Source organism: Actinotalea subterranea, from assembly GCF_008364845.1.
In the GTDB taxonomy this organism is placed as follows: Bacteria; Actinomycetota; Actinomycetes; order Actinomycetales; family Cellulomonadaceae; genus Actinotalea; species Actinotalea subterranea.
Genome location: NZ_VTTP01000003.1, coordinates 1 through 17,973 on the forward strand (window position 1 = coordinate 1; position 17,973 = coordinate 17,973).

Here is a 17,973-nt window from a genome sequence, read left to right on the forward strand (position 1 = left end):
ACCACTACCGTCAAAACCCGACCGTCACGACGGCCGAGACCAGAGAACCGAGCCTCCACTGAAGTCGGGGCGGTTCAGAACGTCGTGACGTCAGGGGTCGTGAAGGTAGCGTCAGACACGTCGAGGTCTTCCTGGATGGTGGCGTGAGAACTTCCATCCTCGGGAGGCCTCGACCTCTACCCGGGCACCGACGCGCCGACCGCCCCGCGCGCCACCCGACCGCCAACTACACCCTCAACTGGGAAGAGCCGGCTAAGCCTGACGCGCGACACGTTAATCCTGAAGGTCTTCTTGAACTGGTCTGATCTGTCCGTCGCAAGACATATCATCCCAGGTCAGCAGCACTTTCTTCGTCTACGGGTTAGGAGTCAGACACTGCAACTGATGCTCACAGGTCGCAACGCCTTTGACTGGCTTCACACAGACCCTTGACTCGCTAATCGCTCTCTCGCTAGCGTCGCAGGCATCGCCACCAGCAGGGGGTTGGCGCTATCCACAGGGGGAGAACCATGCGTATGCGAAAGTCAACGAAGACTGGCACTCCTCGTCGATCGCGGCGGGCCGGCGCCAGCATGATCCTGGCGATGGTCGCGGTGATGGGTGCCACGGGAACGGCGTACGCAGCTGGCTCCTTCACCTCGAGCCTTGACAACGTCCCCCCGGGCTTCGGCTCTCGAGAGTGGTCCGACAGCAACAGTGACGCGAACCAGACAACCATTCGCACCTGGTCGTGCTGGGACAACCTGGTCTTCCAGTCGACCGCCAAGCCGACGTACGAGCTCCTCAAGCGCAACGTGGGCCCGGTGACCAGTTACGGACGGGTCGAGACGACCGATTGCAAGGGCAACCAGTATTCGTACGCACGCTGGACCCGGCCCCCGTCCGGGACCTACAACTTCGCCTACCGGCTGGTCAACGGTCGCAGCGACAACTTCTCGGCAGCCGAGATCTACGTGACCTGGTAAGCGCTGGTGCAATTCTCAAGTGTGAGTCATCGCTACGGCCGTGCCCGCGTGCTGGAGTCGTTCGACTGGGTTGTCCCGTCCGGGCGCACTGCACTGCTGGGGCCCAACGGTGCTGGCAAGTCGACCCTGCTAGCCATCGGCGCTAGCGGACTGCGCCCGCGCGGGGGCCACGTCGCGATCGACAGCGTGACGTGGCCCTCGCGGCGCGGGGTTCGTTCCTACCGTGCCCACGTCGGCTGGATGCCGCAGCAGAACGAGTTCGCTCCTCACCTGACGGTACGGGAGAACGTCGAGCTGGCGGCGTGGCTGAAGGCGGTTCCCGTGCAACAGCGGCGGAGCGCCGTCGGTGAGGCACTCGAGCAAGCGAACCTGAGCGGGCGAAGCGATGACGTGGCTCGCCGGCTCTCGGGCGGACAACAACGTCGACTTTGCTTCGCGCAGGCGATCGTGCACCGTCCGACCGTGCTCCTGCTCGACGAGCCAACAGTCGGCCTCGACCCGGCCCAACGTGAGGGCCTGCGGGCGGTGCTCGCTGGGGTCGAAGGCGCTGACATCGTGATCTCGACCCACCAGGTCGATGACATCGACGAGGCGTTCGACACCGTCGTCGTGCTCCATCAGGGCCGGATCCGATTCCAGGGCAGCACCGAGCAGTTCCTCGGCCTCGTCGAGCCCGGGGACCGGCGTGGTGAGCGCGCTTACCTCGCGCTAGCACCTGACGTCAACGCGTGATCGCGGTCCTCTTCGGCCTGGCGCGCTGGCGTTGGCTGTTGCCACTGACCTGGGCGCTAGCCATCTGGTGGGCGCTCATCACCGACCCGAATCTCATCCAGGGCCGCTTCCTCAATGCGGCAGTCCAGGGCGCGCAGGTCGTCATGTTCCTGGCGCCGGCGACCGCGGTCGCCGGCGTACTGGCCGGGGCGACGATGCGCGCGAACACCCGTCGGGTCCTCACCGGAGTCCCCCCTCAGATGCTGCTGATGGCCGGGGTATGCGCCGTCCACACGCTCATCTGCGTGAGTGCGCTCACGCTTTGCGCTGTCATGATCGGTCTGATCGAGCACGCGGCAGGCGCCGACGGATGGCAACTGATCGCACTGGCTGGGTTAACGGTTGCGGGTTCCAGTGCAGTGGGCCAGGCACTCGGCCGGGCGCTCCCGGAGGTCGTGGCGGCACCCGTCGCGCTCCTCGGCTCCTACGTCGTACTGGCTTTCCCGCGCAGCTTCGGCGATCCGTTGTGGCTGCGACACCTGGCCTTCGTCGACAGCTGCTGCAACTCCCCGGACCAGGTCAGCCCTCGCGTTCTCGCGGCGATCGCGACTCTGGCCAGTGCCACCGTGGCGGCAGCGCTGCTCACCACCCTTCGGGGACGCCGCCGGGCACCAGGCCTGCTGGCCGCCGCGGTCGCACTCGGCCTCGCATGGAACCTCAGCACGTCCCTGGTAGACGACCTGGACTGGTCACCGGCTACTCCTCGCGCCGGGCAGACTCGGTGCGAACCCTCTGGTCATGGCGAGGTGTGCGTCTGGCCCGAGAACACGGCCGCACTCCCCGACCTGGCCGCGGCCTGGGCCACCCTTCAAGCCACAGCTCAAAAGCACGGACTGGACCTGCCCACCACTGTCTCCGAACGCGCCCAGGGTCAGGTCGTCTACGGTGACGGCCATATCTCGCTCACGCCGCAGATCTCTGCTGACGTCATACCGGAACTGCTCGCTACGGGCGCTCTGCCGGCCATCGATCCCTGCGTCATCGGCGGCACCATGGACAGCAGGATCGACAACGCGTGGCTGACCCTCGCGAGGTGGTGGCTTACCACCTCCGGTTACAGCCCCTCTCGCAACCTGCTCGAGCCCCCGTACGAGTACCTCGACGTGCCGCCCGACCAGCTCGACGCACGACTGCAGACCCTCATCGACGCCATCCGCACCTGCGACGCGAGCAACTTGCCATGACCGGATGGCTGCGAGCCCGTCGCGCTGGTTGGTGCACAGTCGTCGCTGTCGCACTTGCATTGACCGCCGGGCTGGCGGCTGGCCGCCTCCCCTCCTTGAATCTCCTCTACCGCACAAGCGAAGGTGCACCCTTCCGGCTGGTTCTGCCGGCTCTCGTCTCCACCGCGATCCTGACCGCGCTCATCAGCCCCACCCCACGAGCGGACTTCACCTCGTCCAGGAACGCAGGCCGGGATCTCGCCATCGCCGGTGTTCTCGCCATTGCCTCGATGGTCTCGGCGGAGACAATTCCCCTCGTGCTGAACGACGCCGACGCCCCGGGCACCTTCACCCGGAACCTGCTCGGCTTCCTCGGCATCGGACTCATCGTGCGAGTCGTCATTCCCGCGTCGCTCGCTCCGTTGCTTCCCCTGGCATGGATGATCCCCACCCTGACGCTGGCTCCGCCCGAGGGCACCCTTATCGCCTGGCCTCTGCTCATCGACGCCTCAGACCCTCGTGGCATCGTCGCAGCGGCAACCCTGCTAGCTGTAGGACTGACCACCGAGTACACCCGGACAAGGCGCGCTCCTCAACGCGCACACTGACTTCTCCTCTGGATGAGCAGTGCGCCCAGCCTTCACCGGCGGCCGACCGTCACGGGGGTAGTACCGCCTCGGCGTTCTCCGCCGCGGCACGGGTGCGCTCGGCCTCACCCTGGCCGCGGTCGTGCTCGCCACGCTCCATCGCCGCGCGCACGGCCGACGGGTCCGCGTGCAGCTGGTCGACGTCGACGCCGTACCGGGTGCGCAACTCCTCACGCATCCGGGTCTGCGACCGGTGACGTCGTGCGCGGTGCGTCGTGCGCCTGTCCGGCCCGCAACCGCTCCAGGACGGCCTGCGGGTGCGGCGCCGCACCAGCCGTCCTGCCGTCCTGCCGTCCTGCCGTCCTGCCGTCCTGCCGTCCTGCCGTCCTGCCGTCCTGCCGTCCTGCCGTCCTGCCATGATGGACGGGGCGGCGACGACGCGGCCCGCGCCGGCGAGGAGGCCACGGATGACGAGCAGCGACCACCCGGCTCCGAGGTCGCAGAGCGGCCGGGCGCCCGGTCCCGTGCCGGACCCGCGGGACGGCTGGCACCCCGACGTCCTCGGTGAGGGCTGGGAGGCCCTGACCCTGCCGTTGGGCCCGGACGTCCAGGGCGACGGCGTCGCCACGCTCGTGCGGCGCGTACGCACGTCCGACGACGCGCGGGGCGCGAGCCCGGCCGCCGGCCCCCGCAGGCGCGCGGTCCTCTACGTGCACGGCTACGTCGACTACTTCCACCAGCCGCACCTCGGGGACTTCTGGGCCGGCCTGGGCTACGACTTCTACGCCCTCGACCTGCGCGCGCACGGCCGGTCGATCCTCCCCCACCAGCTGCCGAACTTCTGCACCGACCTCGCGGTGCACGCCGAGGAGCTGGACCTCGCGGCCCACATGCTGCGCGAGGACGGGTACGACGTCGTGATCGGGCACGGTCACTCGACGGGCGGCCTGCTCCTGGCGTTGTGGGCCGACGCGCGGCGCGACCGCGCGCAGGGTCCCGTCGTCGACGCGCTCGTGCTCAACAGCCCGTGGCTCGAGCTCAACCGGGGCTGGTTCGACCGCCACGTGACGACCCGGGTGGTCGACGTCCTCGGGGTCGCGGCGCCGCACGTCGTCGTCGGGCAGATCGACCGGAGCTACGGCGAGCACCTGCACCGCAGCACGGGTGGGGCGTGGGACTACGACCTCGCCTGGAAGCCGCTCGAGGGGTTCGGCGCCCGGGCCGGGTGGCTGCGTGCGATCCGTCGCGCGCACCGCCGCGTGCACCGCGGCCTCGCGATCGACGTCCCCGTGCTCGTGTGCACGAGCGACGCGACCGGCCCCGCCGACCGCTGGCACGACGCGCTCGACAGGACCGACAGCGTCCTGTCGGTCGACGACATCGTGCGGTGGGCACCCAACCTGGGCCCGGACGTGACGCTGGCCCAGGTCCCGGGCGGCATCCACGACCTCGCCCTGTCGGCCCTGCCTGCGCGCACCGCCTACTTCGAGGCCGTCTCGCGCTGGCTCGCCGAGCGGCTGCCCGTGGCCGGCGGCGCGGCGCACGCGTAGGGACGGCGCACTCGTAGGACCGTGCACGGTCGGGGACGGCCCACTGTCCGGGACGTCGGGCCCGGGGCGCCGTCGGGCCCTGTGGGATCCTTGGTCCCACGAAGGGGAGTAGCTCCCGGCCGTCGATGCGTCGACAGCCGGAGGTGTGTCGACATGCTGGTGGGAGACCACCCGGTGCACCGCCCGACCGCTGTCAGGTGAGCGAGACCTTCGGCACCTCTCGTGCCGGAGCGACCCCTCATGGCCTTCGGCAGCCGCACGACCGGAAGGCCGCACCTCCCCCATGTCCGTCCTCACGTTGCTGCTCATCGCCCTCGGGGTGTCCGCCGACGCCTTCGCCGTCGCCCTGGGCAAGGGCCTGCACATCCGCCGGCTGTCGGTGCGCGACGCCGGCGCCATCTCCCTCTCGTTCGGCTTGTTCCAGGGCCTCATGCCGGTCCTCGGCTGGCTGCTCGGCAGCCGCCTGCGTGACTACATCACCGAGGTGGACCACTGGATCGCGTTCGGGCTGCTTGCCGCCATCGGCGGCAAGATGCTCTACGAGGCCCTCGGCTCGAGCGAGGACCGCGAGCCCGACGAGGACCACATCGGCCTCCGGGAGCTGCTCGTGCTCTCCGTGGCGACCAGCATCGACGCCCTCGCCGTCGGCATCGGCTTCGCGTTCCTCGACGTGCAGATCATCCCCGCGGCACTCACCATCGCGGCCGTCACGGCCGTCATCTCGCTGGGTGGCGTGCTCATCGGCCACCGCGCGGGTGTGCGGTTCCGCGGACCCGCGGAGGTCGTGGGCGGGCTCGTCCTCATCGCCGTCGGGCTCCGCATCCTCCTGGACCACCTCGGCGTCTGGTGACCCACCGAGCCCGGGCAGGCAGGTGAGTCCCGGCTAGCGTGGGGTGATGGGCGACGACGCCGCGCGGCACACCATCGAGGGCCTCTTCGAGGGGCACCCGGACGGGCTCGCGATCTGCCGGGCCGTCGAGGCCGCGGTGCTCGCCCTCGGGCCGGTGCAGGTGCGGGTCACCAAGAGCCAGGTGACGTTCGCGCGCCGACGCGGCTTCGCCTTCGTGTGGCGGCCCGGCCAGTACGTGCGCAGCGACGTCCCCGCGGTCCTGTCGATCGCCCTTCCGCGGGCCGTCACCTCCAGCCGCATCAAGGAGGTCGTGCACCCGTCCGGTCGGGTGTGGGTGCACCACCTCGAGCTGTGGGCGACGTCCGAGGTCGACGACGAGATCGGCAACTGGTTGGCCGAGGCGTACGACGCCGCCGCCTGACCGCGCGTCGGGCGCTGGATCGCCAGGCGGGCGTCGGGCGTCAGGCGGGGCCGCCGCCATCGTCGTGCGCGACCCAGCCGGGGGCGTCGAGGCGTACCGGCCGGGGGCCGACGAGCGCCGTGAGGTGCGCCTCGAGGTCCGCGAGCGCGTCGGGCCCGATCTGCTGAAGCCAGCGGTCGCGGAGCTCGTCGAAGATCGCCTCGCCCTGCCGCATGACCTCCTCGCCGAGCGAGGTGACCTGGAGGAGCTTGCGGCGCGCGTCGGCGGGGTCGGGCTCGCGGGCGACGTAGCCGCGCTCGGCCAGGACGGCGATCGTCTTCGCCGCCGCCTGCTTGGACACGGACATCCGGCGGCCGAGCTCGGAGGCGTTGTCGGCTCCGGCGGCGATCGCCCGCATGGCGAAGTCGTGCACCGGGCGGACGTCGTCGAAGCCGCGGCGGGCCAGCTCGGCGGTCGCGTCGTCGACGAGGGTGCGGAACCCCCCGAGGAGCAGCAGCGCGAGGTCGGCGCCGGACCGTGACATGGGGCAAGCCTACGGACCCCGGACCTCGACACGGACAACCTTGTTGTCTATTGTTAGACAACAAGGTTGTCTAACACAGGAGCTCCCATGGACATCGCCCCCACCGGCCGCACGATCCCCGAGGTCACCCACCACCACGTCGAGCTCGACGGCACGCGCCTGCACCACGTCGCCGCAGGAACGCACGGGACCCCGATCCTCCTGGTGCACGGCTTCCCGGAGAGCTGGTGGACCTTCCACAAGGTCATCCCGCTGCTCGCCGAGGCGCACCGGGTCGTCGCCGTCGACCTGCGCGGCTTCGGCGACTCGGGCACCGCCACGGACGCGTTCGACAGCACGGCGGCCGCCGAGGACCTCCACCGGCTGATCGAGCACCTCGGCGTCGGGCCCGTCCACCTCGTCGGCCAGGACATCAGCGGCGCGACCGTCGTCCGGCTCGTCACCACCTACCCGCAGGACGTGCGCAGCCTCACCGCGATCGAGATGGGCCTGCCTGGGTTCGGGCTCGAGGCGCTCGCGGACGTCACGCACGGCGGCGCCTGGCACATCGGCGCCCTTGCGGCACCCGGCATCCCCGAGCTCGTCCTCGCCGGGCGCGAGCGCGAGCTCCTCGGCGGACACCTGTTCCCCGCCATGAGCGCGACGCCCGGGGCGATCACGGACGCCGACGTCGAGGAGTTCGCGCGCACCTACGCGCGGCCCGACGGCTGGCGTGGCGCCGCCGGCCTCTACCGGTCGATGCTGCGCGAGGGTGAGGAGATCAGGGCCATCACCCGGTCCCCCGGTCTGACGGTGCCCGTGCTCGCGATCGGCGCAGGCGGCGGCCCGTTCACCGCAGACACGATGTCCCGGGCCACCGGTGGCGAGGTGTCCGCCGCGCAGCTCGCGGGCGTCGGCCACTACGCCGCCATGGAGGCCCCCGGCGAGGTGGCCCGCGCGCTCCTCGACTTCCTCACGGACGTCGACGCGCGGTAGCCGGGCGGGCGCTCGGACCGGGGTCGCCGTCTGCGACCGAGACCGCCGTCACGGACCGGCGACCTCGGTCGGGAACGGCGACCTCGGGCTCACCTCGTCGTCGACACAGGGAACGTCCTCCATGGGGTCGGCCCCCTCCGCGCCCTCCGCGTCCTCGCGGTGGTCGCCGAGGAGTCCGTCGAGCGCCACCGCCGCCGGACGCCACACCGACGCCGCACCGAGGGCCAGCGCCACGAGCCCCGCCTGGGCGAGGAGAGCGTCCGCTCCACCGTCGAACCACGCCGCCGCGTCCGGCCCCGCCAGCCACACCGCGGCGACTCCTGAAGCGACGAAGCCGTGGACTCCCCCGCCCGCGAGGCCGGCAAGGGTGAGGGCGACCGCGAGGGTCACACTCGACGACGCCAGCGACCACACGGCGTCCGGCCCGCTCAGGTACCCCTCCTGCACCTCCGTGACGCCCTCGAGCGCGAGCGCCGCGACGCCACCCAGCACGCAGAGGCCACCGCACAGCAGGGCCGCGGTCACCCGGGCGACCCCCGAGGGGCGTCGGGGCCCGACGAGCGCCTCGGCCGCACCCCTCCGAGCGGTCAGTGCGGCGACGACGAGCGTGGTGACGACGGCGAGGACGACCCACGTCACCGGATGGCCCGGCGTCCACGAGGTGTCGCGCGGCAACAGGGTCCAGGGCACGAGCGGCAGCGGCCACTCGACGAGTGCGCCGGACGCCGACAGGTCGCCCCAGCTGATCTGGACCCAGGGTGAGGCTGCGGAGAGGGCGAGGACGACGGCCGCGCCCGCGAGCACGACGAGCACGGGAGCCATTCCCCGAAGTGCTCGGCTCCGCCGGGTCGCCGCGTGGACGAGCGCGGCCAGCGCCGCCATGGCCGGGAGCCACGTCGCCGCTCCCACGAGCGCCTCGGGCACCGTCGGCTGCCACGCGGCGATCACGGCCGTCAACGCGTCGGGCTCCGACGCGGCCGAAGCGGCAGCCGCGAGGTGCCGCATCTCCACGAGCCACGCCGCCGCGGTCACCCCTGCGGCCATCAGGACGGCGCCGCCGGTCACCGCCCAGCCGGCGAACGCTCGACGACGAGTGCTGCGTCTCCGTGTCGACATGGCCACGGGTGATCATCGGCACGACTCGGAGCCACATCAAGGGCGTCTGGCGCCCGACGGCATGCGGGTGGCCCCCCTCGGCGACCCGCATGCCGTCGGGCGCCAGACGCGAGGTCGCCGGGTGCGACCGAGACCGCCGGTCAAGATCGGCGCCCTCGGGCAGGATCGGCGACCTCGGGCCGGTCGGGGTTACCGTTGCCTCGCGGTGCGCGACGGCCACGGGCCCACGCGCGCCCACCAGACCTGCCTCACCTCATGCTTCACACCCGCCGGAGGACCCCATGGCCATCAGCCCCGTCACGATCACCACGCAGCCCACCCAGGAGTCGGCGGGCGGCTGCGGCTGCGGTGGGTGCGGCTGCGGCGGCGCGTCCGCCGAGGTCGACGCCGCGCAGGGCACGGCGGCCGGCTTCACGGCCGCCTACGCCGTCGACGGGATGACCTGCGGCCACTGCGTCTCCGCCGTCACGCAGGAGGTGTCCGCGATCGAGGGCGTCACCTCGGTGGACGTGGTGCTCGTCGCCGACGGGACCTCGACCGTGACCGTGGCCTCCGAGGCCCCGCTCGACGACGAGGCCGTCCGGGCCGCCGTCGAGGAGGCCGGCTACGTGCTGGTCGCCGGTCGCTGATCACGCCCCCTCCACCCGCACCCTCCCCCGTGCCCGTCCAGGCCGCTGCGGCTCCGACGCCGCTCACCAGCGCGTCGGAGCCCGCGTCGACCGCACCCGGGGTGCCGCGGCTGCAGTTCCGGCCCGCGGCCGCGCACGACGCGGTGCGGACGTTCCACCCGCGGCGCAGCCCGCTCGGGCCCGCGCGGCTGGCGGCCCTCGAGGAGCTGTGGCCGACCCACGGCTTCTCGGTGCACGACGCCGCCGCGGGTCCGCCGCCCCTCACGTCCGCCGGGGCGCTCGACCTCCCGCGCCTGTTCGGCCGGACCGCCCCCGTGGTGCTCGAGATCGGCTCGGGCATGGGCGAGACGGTCGCCGCGATGGCCGCCGCGGACCCAGGGCGTGACTACCTGGCCGTCGAGGCCCACCTGCCGGGGATCGCGAACCTGCTGCGCATCGTCGAGGCCGGCGGCCCGACGAACGTCCGGGTCGCCCACGGTGACGCGCTCGAGCTGCTGCGCCTCTACGTCCCGCAGGCCACGCTCGACGCCGTGCACGTGTTCTTCCCGGACCCGTGGCCCAAGGCGAAGCACCACAAGCGCCGCATCATCGCCCCGGACCACGTGGCGCTCATCCGCTCGCGCCTCCTCCCCGGCGGGACGCTGCACTGCGCGACCGACTGGGCGACCTACGCCGACGTCATGCTCGCGACGCTCGAGGCCGACCCGGGCCTTCGGAACGTCCACGAGGGCTTCGCGCCGCGGCCCGCGCACCGTCCCGTGACGAAGTTCGAGCAGCGCGGGATCGACCTGGGCCACGAGATCGCAGACCTGATCTTCACGCGCACCGCGTAGGCCCCCGCGCGCCCTGAGGCGCGCGTTCCCGGGCGCGCCGCGACGCTGCGGGCCCAGTCGGGCCTCACCCGTGCCACCCCCGTCCACGGCCGCGGCCGCCCGACGCCCCGACGCCCGCCCTCGGAAGCGCCGTCGCCTCACCCAGCCCGCGTCACGCCGTCGGCCCTCGCATGCGCCCTCCGGAGTGAATTGGTCCAAAGAACCACTAGACCGGTTGACGCAGAACTAGACCACTCCCTACAGTGACGCTCAGTTGGTCCGACTTTCACGGCATGCGGTCTAGCCGCCGAGGGTCAGCCCCGCCAGCTCGCCCGGCACAGCCGCCCGGCGCCGCGTACGACCCGAGGAGTAGCTCCGTGCTCGACATCGACACCTCCACCATCGACTTCCTGGTGACCGACACCATGGCCGACGAGGCGGACCAGCTGCTGGCCACCGGCCTGGCCCAGGTGGACGCCGTGTTCGCCTCGCTCGGCGACCGCCGGGTCGAGCGCGTGGTGTTCGTCGCCTGCGGCTCGCCGCTGTGCGCCTGCGAGACGGCCGCGATGCTGCTCACCCAGTACTCGACCGTGCCGTGCCTCACGACGTCCGGCTGGGACTTCCTCGACCGGACGCCGGCCGGCCTCGACGAGACGACGCTCGTCGTCGGCGTGAGCGACTCGGGCAACACCGAGGAGGTCGCCAAGAGCCTCGTCGCCGCGCGCGCCGCCGGGGCCGTGACCGTCGCCGTCACCAAGGACGCGACCGGCAACCTGGTCGCGGACGCCGCGGAGCACGTCGTCGCCTACGGCGGCTCGGCGATCTGGGTCATGCACTGCCTCATCGGGTACGCGATCGCCATCGCGGTCATCGACTCGCACGGCGGCCACCCGGAGATCGACGGCCTGCGCGCGGACCTCCCCCGCCTGCCCGGGGTGCTGCGCCGGCTCGTCGCGGAGCAGGAGGGCCCCGCCAAGGAGCGCGCGGCCCGCGCCGTCGCGTGGCCCTTCGTCTACACCGTGGCCGGCGGCAACCTCGTGCCGCTGGGCTACAAGGAGGGCATCATCACGATGCTCGAGTTCACGTGGACGCACGGCGCCGCGCTCAACGCGTCGGAGTTCCGCCACGGCCCCCTGGAGGTCGTCGAGCAGGGCGTGCCGTACGTGTTCCTGCTCGGCACCGACGGCTCGCGCCACACGACCCAGCGCTGCATCGACTTCGTGACCAAGCTGACCGACGACGTGCTGGTGTTCGACGCCGCCGAGCTGGAGACCGGTCTCCACCCGGCCCTGGACCCCATCGCGCTGTTCGTCCCCCTCGAGTACTTCTACCTGCACCTCTCGCTCGCCAAGGACCACAACCCCGACGACCGCCGCTACTACGGCGGCCTCGTCGCGTACTGACAGCACCGTGACCGAGCCCCGGCTCCACACCCGCCGCGCGACGGCGAGCCCGCGCGTCCTGACGCGCCGGTGAACGACCCGCGCGTCGTCCTGCGCCCGCCGGGCGACAGGATGGCGCGCGGCGCTCCGGTCCCACATCGACGTGGGTCCGTCCAGACAAGGAGCACGTCCATGAACAGCAGTGCAGCGTCCGGCGGACAGGCTGGACACCTCGCCCGACGCCTCGGCCTCCCGGCCGCGGTCGCGATCTCCGTCGGCACGACCGTCGGCTCCGGCGTGTTCTCGTCGCTCGGCGAGATCGCCGGGGCCGCCGGGACCGCGACGTTCGTCATCCTCGCGTTCGTCATCGGCGGCCTCATGCAGATCCCCGCGAACCTCTGCTACGCGGAGCTCGCGACCGCCTACCCCGAGGACGGCGGTCAGTACATCTACTTCCGCGAGGCCGGCTCCCGGCCGCTCGCGTTCCTCACGGGCTGGATCAGCTTCTGGGCGACCGACCCGCCGTCGATCTCGATCATGGCTCTGGCCATCGTCAACTACATCGGCTACTTCATCGGGATGACGCCCTTCGTCAGCTCGTGCGTCGCCGTCGCGTTCGTGCTCGTCTTCATGGCCGTGCACGTCAGGTCGGTCGAGGGTGGCGCCCGCTTCCAGACGGCCATCACCGCGATCAAGATCATCCCGTTCGTGCTGCTCATCGGGATCGGCGCGTTCTTCATGAAGGGCGACTACCTGTCCGCGCCCGCCGCGATCGGTGCGCCCGTGGGCATCATGGCGCTGCTGGCGGCCGTGTCGGCCACCACGTGGTCGTACGACGGCATGGCGTCCGTCTGCTACATGAGCGGCGAGATCAAGGACCCGCACCGGACGATGCCCCGCGCGCTGATCATCTCCGTGCTCACGGTCATGGGCCTGTACGTGCTGCTGTCCACCGTCGCGAGCGGCCTCCTGCCGATCGGTGAGCTGGCCAGCAGCGACGCCCCGATGGCCGACGCCGCCGCGCAGATCCCGTTCGTCGGGAGCGCCGCCGGCGCGGTGACGGCGGTCATGGCCATCATCGTGATCATCGGCTCCCTGTCGAGCTGCATCATGTTCCAGCCGCGCATGGAGTACGCGATGGCGAAGGACGGTCTCTTCTTCCGCTCGTTCGCCAAGGTCCACCCGCGCTGGCAGACGCCGGCCTTCTCGATCGTCGTGCAGTGCGCCGTCGCCATCGTGCTGATCTTCGCCTCGAACCTGACGACGCTGCTCGGGTACTTCACGCTCGTGGCCCTCGTGAAGAACTTCCTCACGTTCGGCACGATCTTCGTGCTGCGCCGCAAGGTGCCCGGCTACAAGCCGAGCTGGCGCATGCCGTTCGGGTACGTGATGGCCGCGGTCGCCATGTTCATGACGGGGACCCTGATCGTCTCGACGTTCTTCTGGGCGCCGATCCCGGGGCTCATCGCGGCACTCGTCGCCATCGGCACGGGCCTGCCCGCCTACTACTATTGGGCCCGCCGCGGCGGTGGCACACCGACGGCGTCCACCGCGACCGACGTCGCCGCGAGCGTGTGAGCGTCAGCGAGCGCGGCCGGGAGGACCAGGACGATGCAGCGGCTCACCGTGCGACCCGCGCAGGCGGCGCAGGAGCGCCTCGAGGCGTACATCCGCCACGAGGGTCTGCGGCCCGGCGACCGGCTGCCCGCCGAGCGGGACCTCGCCGAGCGCTGGGGCGTCAGCCGGGGCGCGGTCCGCTCCGCGATCCGCACGCTGTCCGAGGAGCAGGTGCTCAGCCAGCGTCAGGGTGCCGGCACGTTCGTGGCCACGCCCCGGGTGCTGCGCAACCTGCGCGACCTGCGCCCCTTCGCGCAGGTCGTGCAGGACGCCGGCCGGTCGGTCCGCACGGAGGTGCTGGTCTGCGCCACGGAGGCCGCGGGCATGCAGCTCGCGGACCGGCTCGAGCTCGAGCCCGGCGAGCGCGTGTGGCACCTGCGGCGCCGTCGGTGGATCGACGACCGTCCGGCGGCTGTCGAGGACTCCTACCTCGGGGTGGCCCGCTTCCCCGGGCTCGCTGACCACGTGACCGGGGACCGCTCGCTGTACGAGGTGATGGCCGACCACTACGGGGTCGACGTCGACCACGGCTACCAGCGTCTCGAGGCCTGCGACACCGACCGGGAGGACGCCGAGCTCCTGGACCTCCCGGTCGGTGAGGCCGCGTTCCGCCTCACGGGTGTCGCGGACGACGCGGACGGCTCGCCCGTCGAGTACTTCACCTCACGGGTCCGCGCTGACCTCGTCGCCTTCGCCAGCACGCTCGACGTCGCCCGCGCCTGACGCCGGCACCCCTTCCCCCACCCACGGCTCGGACCACCCGGTCCGGGCCCGGGTCCACCATGCTCATCGAGGAGCCCTCATGACCAGCATCGTCGCGGTCGGTGACAACTGCATCGACTACTACGCCGCGCTCGGCGTCGCGCGCCCGGGCGGCAACGCCGTGAACGTGGCCGTGAACACGGTCCGTCACGGCGGGACCGCCGCCTACGTCGGTGTCGTCGGCGACGACCCGCACGGCGTCCTGCTGCTCGACGCGCTGCGCGCCGAGGGCGTCGACGTCAGCCACGTGCGGGTCGTGCCCGGCGCGACGGCCGTCACCCAGGTCGAGCTCGTGGACGGCGAGCGTGTGCTCGGCGACTACGACGACGGCGTGCAGGCCGACTTCCGGCTCACCGAGGAGGACCTGGCCTTCGTCGCGGGCCACGACCTGCTCACCGCGGGCCTGTGGGGGCACGTCGAGCACGACCTGGCGGCGGTGCGCGCGCTCGGCGTCCCCGTCGCGTTCGACTGCGCGACCGAGCCCGGCAACCCGGTCGTCGACGTCGCGCTCCCCTCCGTCGACGTCGCGTTCTTCTCGACCGACGGGCCGTCCGACGCCGCGCTGGAGGACCGGATGGTGGGCCTCGCCCGGCGCGGCCCACGGCTCGTCGTCGCGACGCTCGGCGAGCACGGGTCGGCGGCGTGGTCCGACGGCGCCCTCGTCACGTGCCCGGCCGAGGTGACCAGCGTGGTCGACACCATGGGCGCCGGTGACAGCTACATCGCCGCGTTCTGCTGGGCGATGGTCAACGGCGCCCCGGTGGCGGAGTGCATGCGCGCGGGCACCCGCTCGGCGACACGCACCCTGCAGCTCGACGGCGCCTGGTGACCCGGCGACCGGGGACGCGCGAAGATGGCCGGTGATGGACGCCACGACCCCCCGCTACCTGGAGCTGCGCCGCTGGTTGCGGCGACAGGTCGAGCAGGGGACGTTCCAGCCGGGGGCACCGATCCCCTCGCTCAACGAGCTCGCGGCGGAGCACGGCGTGAACCGTCTGACGGTGCTCAAGGCCGTCGAGCCCCTGGTGGGCGAGGGCATCCTGAAGCCCGTGGTCGGCCGGGGCTTCTTCGTGGTCGGCGAGGCAGTGGCCCGCGAGCTCGAGACGCTGGACGGGTTCACGCGCACGATGACGGAGCGCAACGCCCAGCCGTCCGTGAAAGTGCTGACCAAGGCGCTGCGCCCGGCCGGGCCCAAGCACGCGGCGACGTTCGGCCTCGCGGAGGACGACGACCTGGTGCTCATCAAGCGCCTGTGCCTCGCCGGTGGGGAACCGTTCTCGCTCGAGGAGATCCTGTTCCCGGCGACGCTCCTGCCCGACCCGGGGGCCCTCGACCTCAAGGTCTTCTCGCTCTACGAGCTGTTCAGCTTCTACGGCGTCACGCTGTCCCAGGCGTGGCAGACCGTCGAGCTGACCCGCCTCGACCAGAAGGACGCGCGCACGCTCGGCGTGACCGCTGACACCGCTGTGCTGCTCTTCGAGTGCACGAGCCGGGACGCCGACGACCGTGTCGTCGAGTTCACGCGCACGTACACGCGCAGCGACCGCGCGAACTTCGTCATCCACTTCCGCCGCTGACCCCCGGTCCACCCGGGGAGACAACGAGGTCTCACCATGCCGTCGCCGACGGTCGATCTTCTGCTGCGCTCCGACCTGATCCTCACCCCCTCCGGCCTGCTGGACGGCTACCTCGCGGTCGCCGACGGGCACGTCGTGGCCGTCGAGCCCGGACCGCCCAGCCCGACGCTGGTGGCCGGCGCCACCGAGGTCCTCGACCTCACCGGTCGCCTCGTCACGCCGGGGTTCGTCGACGTCCACACCTTCTTCCCCGGCTGGCTCGCCGAGCGCGAGGGCGTCCCGCTGGAGGACGCGGGCCCGCTCCTCGCCGACCCCGTACGGGTGCGTGAGGGGTTCGCTGCCTACCAGGCGCTCCTGCACTCCCGGGGCGTCACGACAGTCAAGGAGATGGCGTTCGACGACGGCGGCGGGATCCCCGAGCTGCTCGTCGCACTCGACGCCGAGGACGCACTGAGCCTGCGCGTCCACGTGATGTCCCAGCCCGTCGAGGCGGCCCTCGACGTGAGCACCGGCCGCCGGCTCGACGCCCTGCTCACCGGTCCCCGCCTGCGGTTCAGCGGCTTCAACGTCATGACCGACGGGTCCCTGAGTGACCACGAGGCGGACCTGCTCGACCCCTACGTGGACGGTGCGCCCGGCCCGGAGGTCGACTGGGACGGCATCGCCCGGGCCGTCCTCGACGCGGACCGGGCGGGCTTCCGCGTCGCGCTCCACGCGCAGGGCGACGCCGCGGTCCGACGGTCCCTCGACGTCCTGGGACGCTGCCGGCGCGACACGTCCGGCCGCCTGCTGCTGCGGCACGCGCTCACCGACCTGGAGATGACCGACCCCGCCGACGTCCGGCGGATGGCCGAGCTCGGCGTGGTCGCGGAGATCTACCCGCAGATCACCTCACGCCGGACCCGTGCACAGGCGGCCGAGCTGCTCGACGCCACGGTCGGGCCCGCGCGCCGCGACAGGTTCTGGCGACGGCGCGCGATGGCCGACGCCGGGGTCGCGCTCGCGTGCGCCACGGACCTGCCGCTGCTCGTCCCGGACGTCCCCGCGTCCGTCGACCACGCGTGCCGGGGCCTCTTCGCCGACGGCGCGGGCCCGCTGGTCGAGGGCGGAACCCTGACGCCCGAGGAGCTCGTGCACGCGTGGACCTCGGGCGGCGCCTGGGACCTCGGCGCCGAGGCGGAGATCGGCGCGCTCGCGGCCGGGCGCCGGGCTGACATCGCGGTCCTGGACGCGAACGTGCTCGCCCCTGACGGAGCCGCGCCCCGGGCGACGGGCGTCGTCCTCACAGTGGCGGGCGGTCGCATCGTGCACCGCGCCTGAGGCGCGCAGGAGAACACGGGGGAACGCCGCCGCGCCTCCTGCCGCGATGATCACGCGGACCACATGTAACGCGCGTGGCGCTCGTTTACCGACTGGGTTCGTCGTGGGGCGCTTCGGGTGTTCGCTCGACCTGGAACTCACCCGCTCGGAGCATGCCCAAGACGGGCGGCGCTACACCCAGTCGCGACGCTGTCGTGGAGACGGACTCTCGTACGTACGGGAATGCCGCCATGACGCTCACCCGCTCGACGAACTCGGTGACGACCGCCTCCGGCACGGTGAGCTCTTCGGCGAAGCGGTACAGGACCGCGACCTCGGCCGAGATGTCGGCGTCGGCAAGCGTGATGTCGATCCGTACGCGGGTCTCGAGTTCTCCCGTATCCCCACGTGCCTGGATACTCATCGATGTCCGCGGCTCGGTCGGTCGCCCGTCGCTCTCCTCGGCGTGGACGCCATGGACGAGGAGATGCCGGATACCGACCAGCTCGGTGAGCCCAACGAGTTCTCTCGCGTCCGCTACGCCACGAGGCCGTGCGTCTTCGCTCATGCGGCGAGGCCGAAGCCCACGGGCGCGGACGTCGGCGCTGCCACCGTGTACGCCGTTCGCGCGGGTCCCGTGTGAACGGTGAACGCGACGTCCACGTCGATCGAGTCCCAGCCAGGTGACACGACGGCATCGTCTCGGATCACCGTGTGGGAGATGGTCGCCCCGACTGCATGCGCGTAGCGTCGGATCGTCGAGAGCTTCGGGTCGTTGTCATGACGCTCGAAGCCGGCAACGGTGGGCTGTGCCACGCTCATGCGCTCGGCTACGTCCTTCTGGGACAGACCCTGTTCCTGCCGGGCCTTGATCAGCGCCGCCAACAGCATCTGGTCTGCCTCGGCAAGTGCGCGCGCTCGCCGCCGCGACGGTGTGTTCGGATCACGGTCGAACCTGGGGGCCATAGGTTGCA

At 71.9% G+C, this 17,973-nt stretch carries 21 protein-coding genes; 16 read left to right on the forward strand and 5 right to left on the reverse strand.

Translation table 11 applies throughout. The annotated features are described in order from the left end of the window. Positions 1–803 precede the first annotated feature (803 nt). From FZ988_RS18450 to FZ988_RS05925, 4 genes are all read left to right on the forward strand, one after another. Positions 804–965, forward strand: a complete 162-nt coding sequence (locus tag FZ988_RS18450; RefSeq protein ID WP_188078994.1) for a hypothetical protein — start codon at positions 804–806, stop codon at positions 963–965. Between the two features lie 21 nt (positions 966–986). Beyond that, positions 987–1,697, forward strand: a complete 711-nt coding sequence (locus tag FZ988_RS05915; RefSeq protein WP_188078995.1) for an ATP-binding cassette domain-containing protein — start codon at positions 987–989, stop codon at positions 1,695–1,697. Next, positions 1,694–2,920: a GyrI-like domain-containing protein gene (locus FZ988_RS05920; RefSeq protein WP_149203116.1), complete on the forward strand. Its 1,227-nt coding sequence runs from the start codon at positions 1,694–1,696 to the stop codon at positions 2,918–2,920. Before FZ988_RS05915 ends, FZ988_RS05920 begins: the two co-directional genes overlap by 4 nt. A 95-nt stretch (positions 2,921–3,015) precedes the next feature. Beyond that, the gene (locus tag FZ988_RS05925; protein WP_149203117.1) at positions 3,016–3,507 is read left to right on the forward strand and encodes a hypothetical protein; all 492 of its coding nucleotides are present in this window, start codon (positions 3,016–3,018) and stop codon (positions 3,505–3,507) included. A 49-nt stretch (positions 3,508–3,556) separates the two neighbouring features. Here FZ988_RS05925 and FZ988_RS18455 read toward each other — a convergent pair whose 3' ends face one another. Further along, on the reverse strand, positions 3,557–3,724 hold the full coding sequence (locus tag FZ988_RS18455) for a hypothetical protein (RefSeq protein WP_188078996.1): 168 nt from the start codon (positions 3,722–3,724) through the stop codon (positions 3,557–3,559). A gap of 229 nt (positions 3,725–3,953) precedes the next feature. Here FZ988_RS18455 and FZ988_RS05935 point away from each other — a divergent pair, with 229 nt between their 5' ends. The 3 genes from FZ988_RS05935 (at position 3,954) to FZ988_RS05945 (ending at position 6,307) form a co-directional block, all read left to right on the forward strand. Next, a complete protein-coding gene (locus FZ988_RS05935) occupies positions 3,954–5,036 on the forward strand; it encodes an alpha/beta hydrolase (protein WP_149203118.1) in 1,083 nt (360 codons plus the stop codon). Positions 5,037–5,319: 283 nt separating this feature from the next. After that, on the forward strand, positions 5,320–5,886 hold the full coding sequence (locus FZ988_RS05940) for a manganese efflux pump MntP (protein ID WP_149203119.1): 567 nt from the start codon (positions 5,320–5,322) through the stop codon (positions 5,884–5,886). Positions 5,887–5,932: 46 nt separating this feature from the next. Beyond that, the gene (locus FZ988_RS05945) at positions 5,933–6,307 is read left to right on the forward strand and encodes a DUF5655 domain-containing protein (RefSeq protein WP_149203120.1); all 375 of its coding nucleotides are present in this window, start codon (positions 5,933–5,935) and stop codon (positions 6,305–6,307) included. Between the two features lie 40 nt (positions 6,308–6,347). Here FZ988_RS05945 and FZ988_RS05950 read toward each other — a convergent pair whose 3' ends face one another. Further along, positions 6,348–6,830: a MarR family winged helix-turn-helix transcriptional regulator gene (locus FZ988_RS05950; protein ID WP_149203121.1), complete on the reverse strand. Its 483-nt coding sequence runs from the start codon at positions 6,828–6,830 to the stop codon at positions 6,348–6,350. An 87-nt stretch (positions 6,831–6,917) separates the two neighbouring features. Between FZ988_RS05950 and FZ988_RS05955 the strand changes: the two genes are divergently transcribed. Beyond that, positions 6,918–7,805 (forward strand): alpha/beta fold hydrolase, encoded by an 888-nt coding sequence (locus FZ988_RS05955; RefSeq protein WP_149203122.1) that lies wholly within the window; start codon positions 6,918–6,920, stop codon positions 7,803–7,805. Between the two features lie 48 nt (positions 7,806–7,853). Here the strand turns inward: FZ988_RS05955 and FZ988_RS05960 are convergent, their stop codons facing one another. Further along, on the reverse strand, positions 7,854–8,921 hold the full coding sequence (locus FZ988_RS05960; RefSeq protein WP_149203123.1) for a hypothetical protein: 1,068 nt from the start codon (positions 8,919–8,921) through the stop codon (positions 7,854–7,856). A 281-nt stretch (positions 8,922–9,202) separates the two neighbouring features. Between FZ988_RS05960 and FZ988_RS05965 the strand changes: the two genes are divergently transcribed. The 8 genes from FZ988_RS05965 to FZ988_RS06000 all read left to right on the forward strand — a co-directional run bounded on the left by FZ988_RS05965 (position 9,203) and on the right by FZ988_RS06000 (position 17,020). Beyond that, positions 9,203–9,550: a heavy-metal-associated domain-containing protein gene (locus tag FZ988_RS05965; RefSeq protein WP_149203124.1), complete on the forward strand. Its 348-nt coding sequence runs from the start codon at positions 9,203–9,205 to the stop codon at positions 9,548–9,550. A gap of 29 nt (positions 9,551–9,579) precedes the next feature. Next, a complete protein-coding gene (gene trmB, locus FZ988_RS05970) occupies positions 9,580–10,383 on the forward strand; it encodes a tRNA (guanosine(46)-N7)-methyltransferase TrmB (RefSeq protein ID WP_246169264.1) in 804 nt (267 codons plus the stop codon). Positions 10,384–10,739: 356 nt separating this feature from the next. Then, the gene (locus FZ988_RS05975) at positions 10,740–11,765 is read left to right on the forward strand and encodes an SIS domain-containing protein (RefSeq protein ID WP_149203125.1); all 1,026 of its coding nucleotides are present in this window, start codon (positions 10,740–10,742) and stop codon (positions 11,763–11,765) included. A 171-nt stretch (positions 11,766–11,936) separates the two neighbouring features. Beyond that, entirely contained in the window at positions 11,937–13,322 is a 1,386-nt protein-coding gene (locus FZ988_RS05980) for an amino acid permease (protein ID WP_149203126.1), read from the forward strand. Between the two features lie 33 nt (positions 13,323–13,355). Continuing rightward, positions 13,356–14,084, forward strand: coding sequence for a GntR family transcriptional regulator (locus FZ988_RS05985; RefSeq protein ID WP_149203127.1), 729 nt, complete (start codon positions 13,356–13,358; stop codon positions 14,082–14,084). 79 nt (positions 14,085–14,163) lie between these two features. Next, positions 14,164–14,952 carry a fructoselysine 6-kinase gene (frlD, locus tag FZ988_RS05990; RefSeq protein WP_149203128.1) on the forward strand — a complete coding sequence of 263 codons (789 nt, stop codon included), beginning with the start codon at positions 14,164–14,166 and terminating at the stop codon, positions 14,950–14,952. A 34-nt stretch (positions 14,953–14,986) separates the two neighbouring features. Next, complete coding sequence (locus FZ988_RS05995) at positions 14,987–15,700, forward strand: GntR family transcriptional regulator (protein ID WP_149203129.1); 714 nt, start codon at positions 14,987–14,989, stop codon at positions 15,698–15,700. A gap of 36 nt (positions 15,701–15,736) precedes the next feature. Next, the gene (locus FZ988_RS06000; protein ID WP_149203130.1) at positions 15,737–17,020 is read left to right on the forward strand and encodes an amidohydrolase family protein; all 1,284 of its coding nucleotides are present in this window, start codon (positions 15,737–15,739) and stop codon (positions 17,018–17,020) included. An 85-nt stretch (positions 17,021–17,105) separates the two neighbouring features. Here the strand turns inward: FZ988_RS06000 and FZ988_RS06005 are convergent, their stop codons facing one another. Further along, positions 17,106–17,567 (reverse strand): hypothetical protein, encoded by a 462-nt coding sequence (locus FZ988_RS06005; RefSeq protein ID WP_149203131.1) that lies wholly within the window; start codon positions 17,565–17,567, stop codon positions 17,106–17,108. Then, complete coding sequence (locus tag FZ988_RS06010; protein ID WP_149203132.1) at positions 17,564–17,965, reverse strand: helix-turn-helix domain-containing protein; 402 nt, start codon at positions 17,963–17,965, stop codon at positions 17,564–17,566. Before FZ988_RS06010 ends, FZ988_RS06005 begins: the two co-directional genes overlap by 4 nt. Positions 17,966–17,973 lie beyond the last annotated feature (8 nt).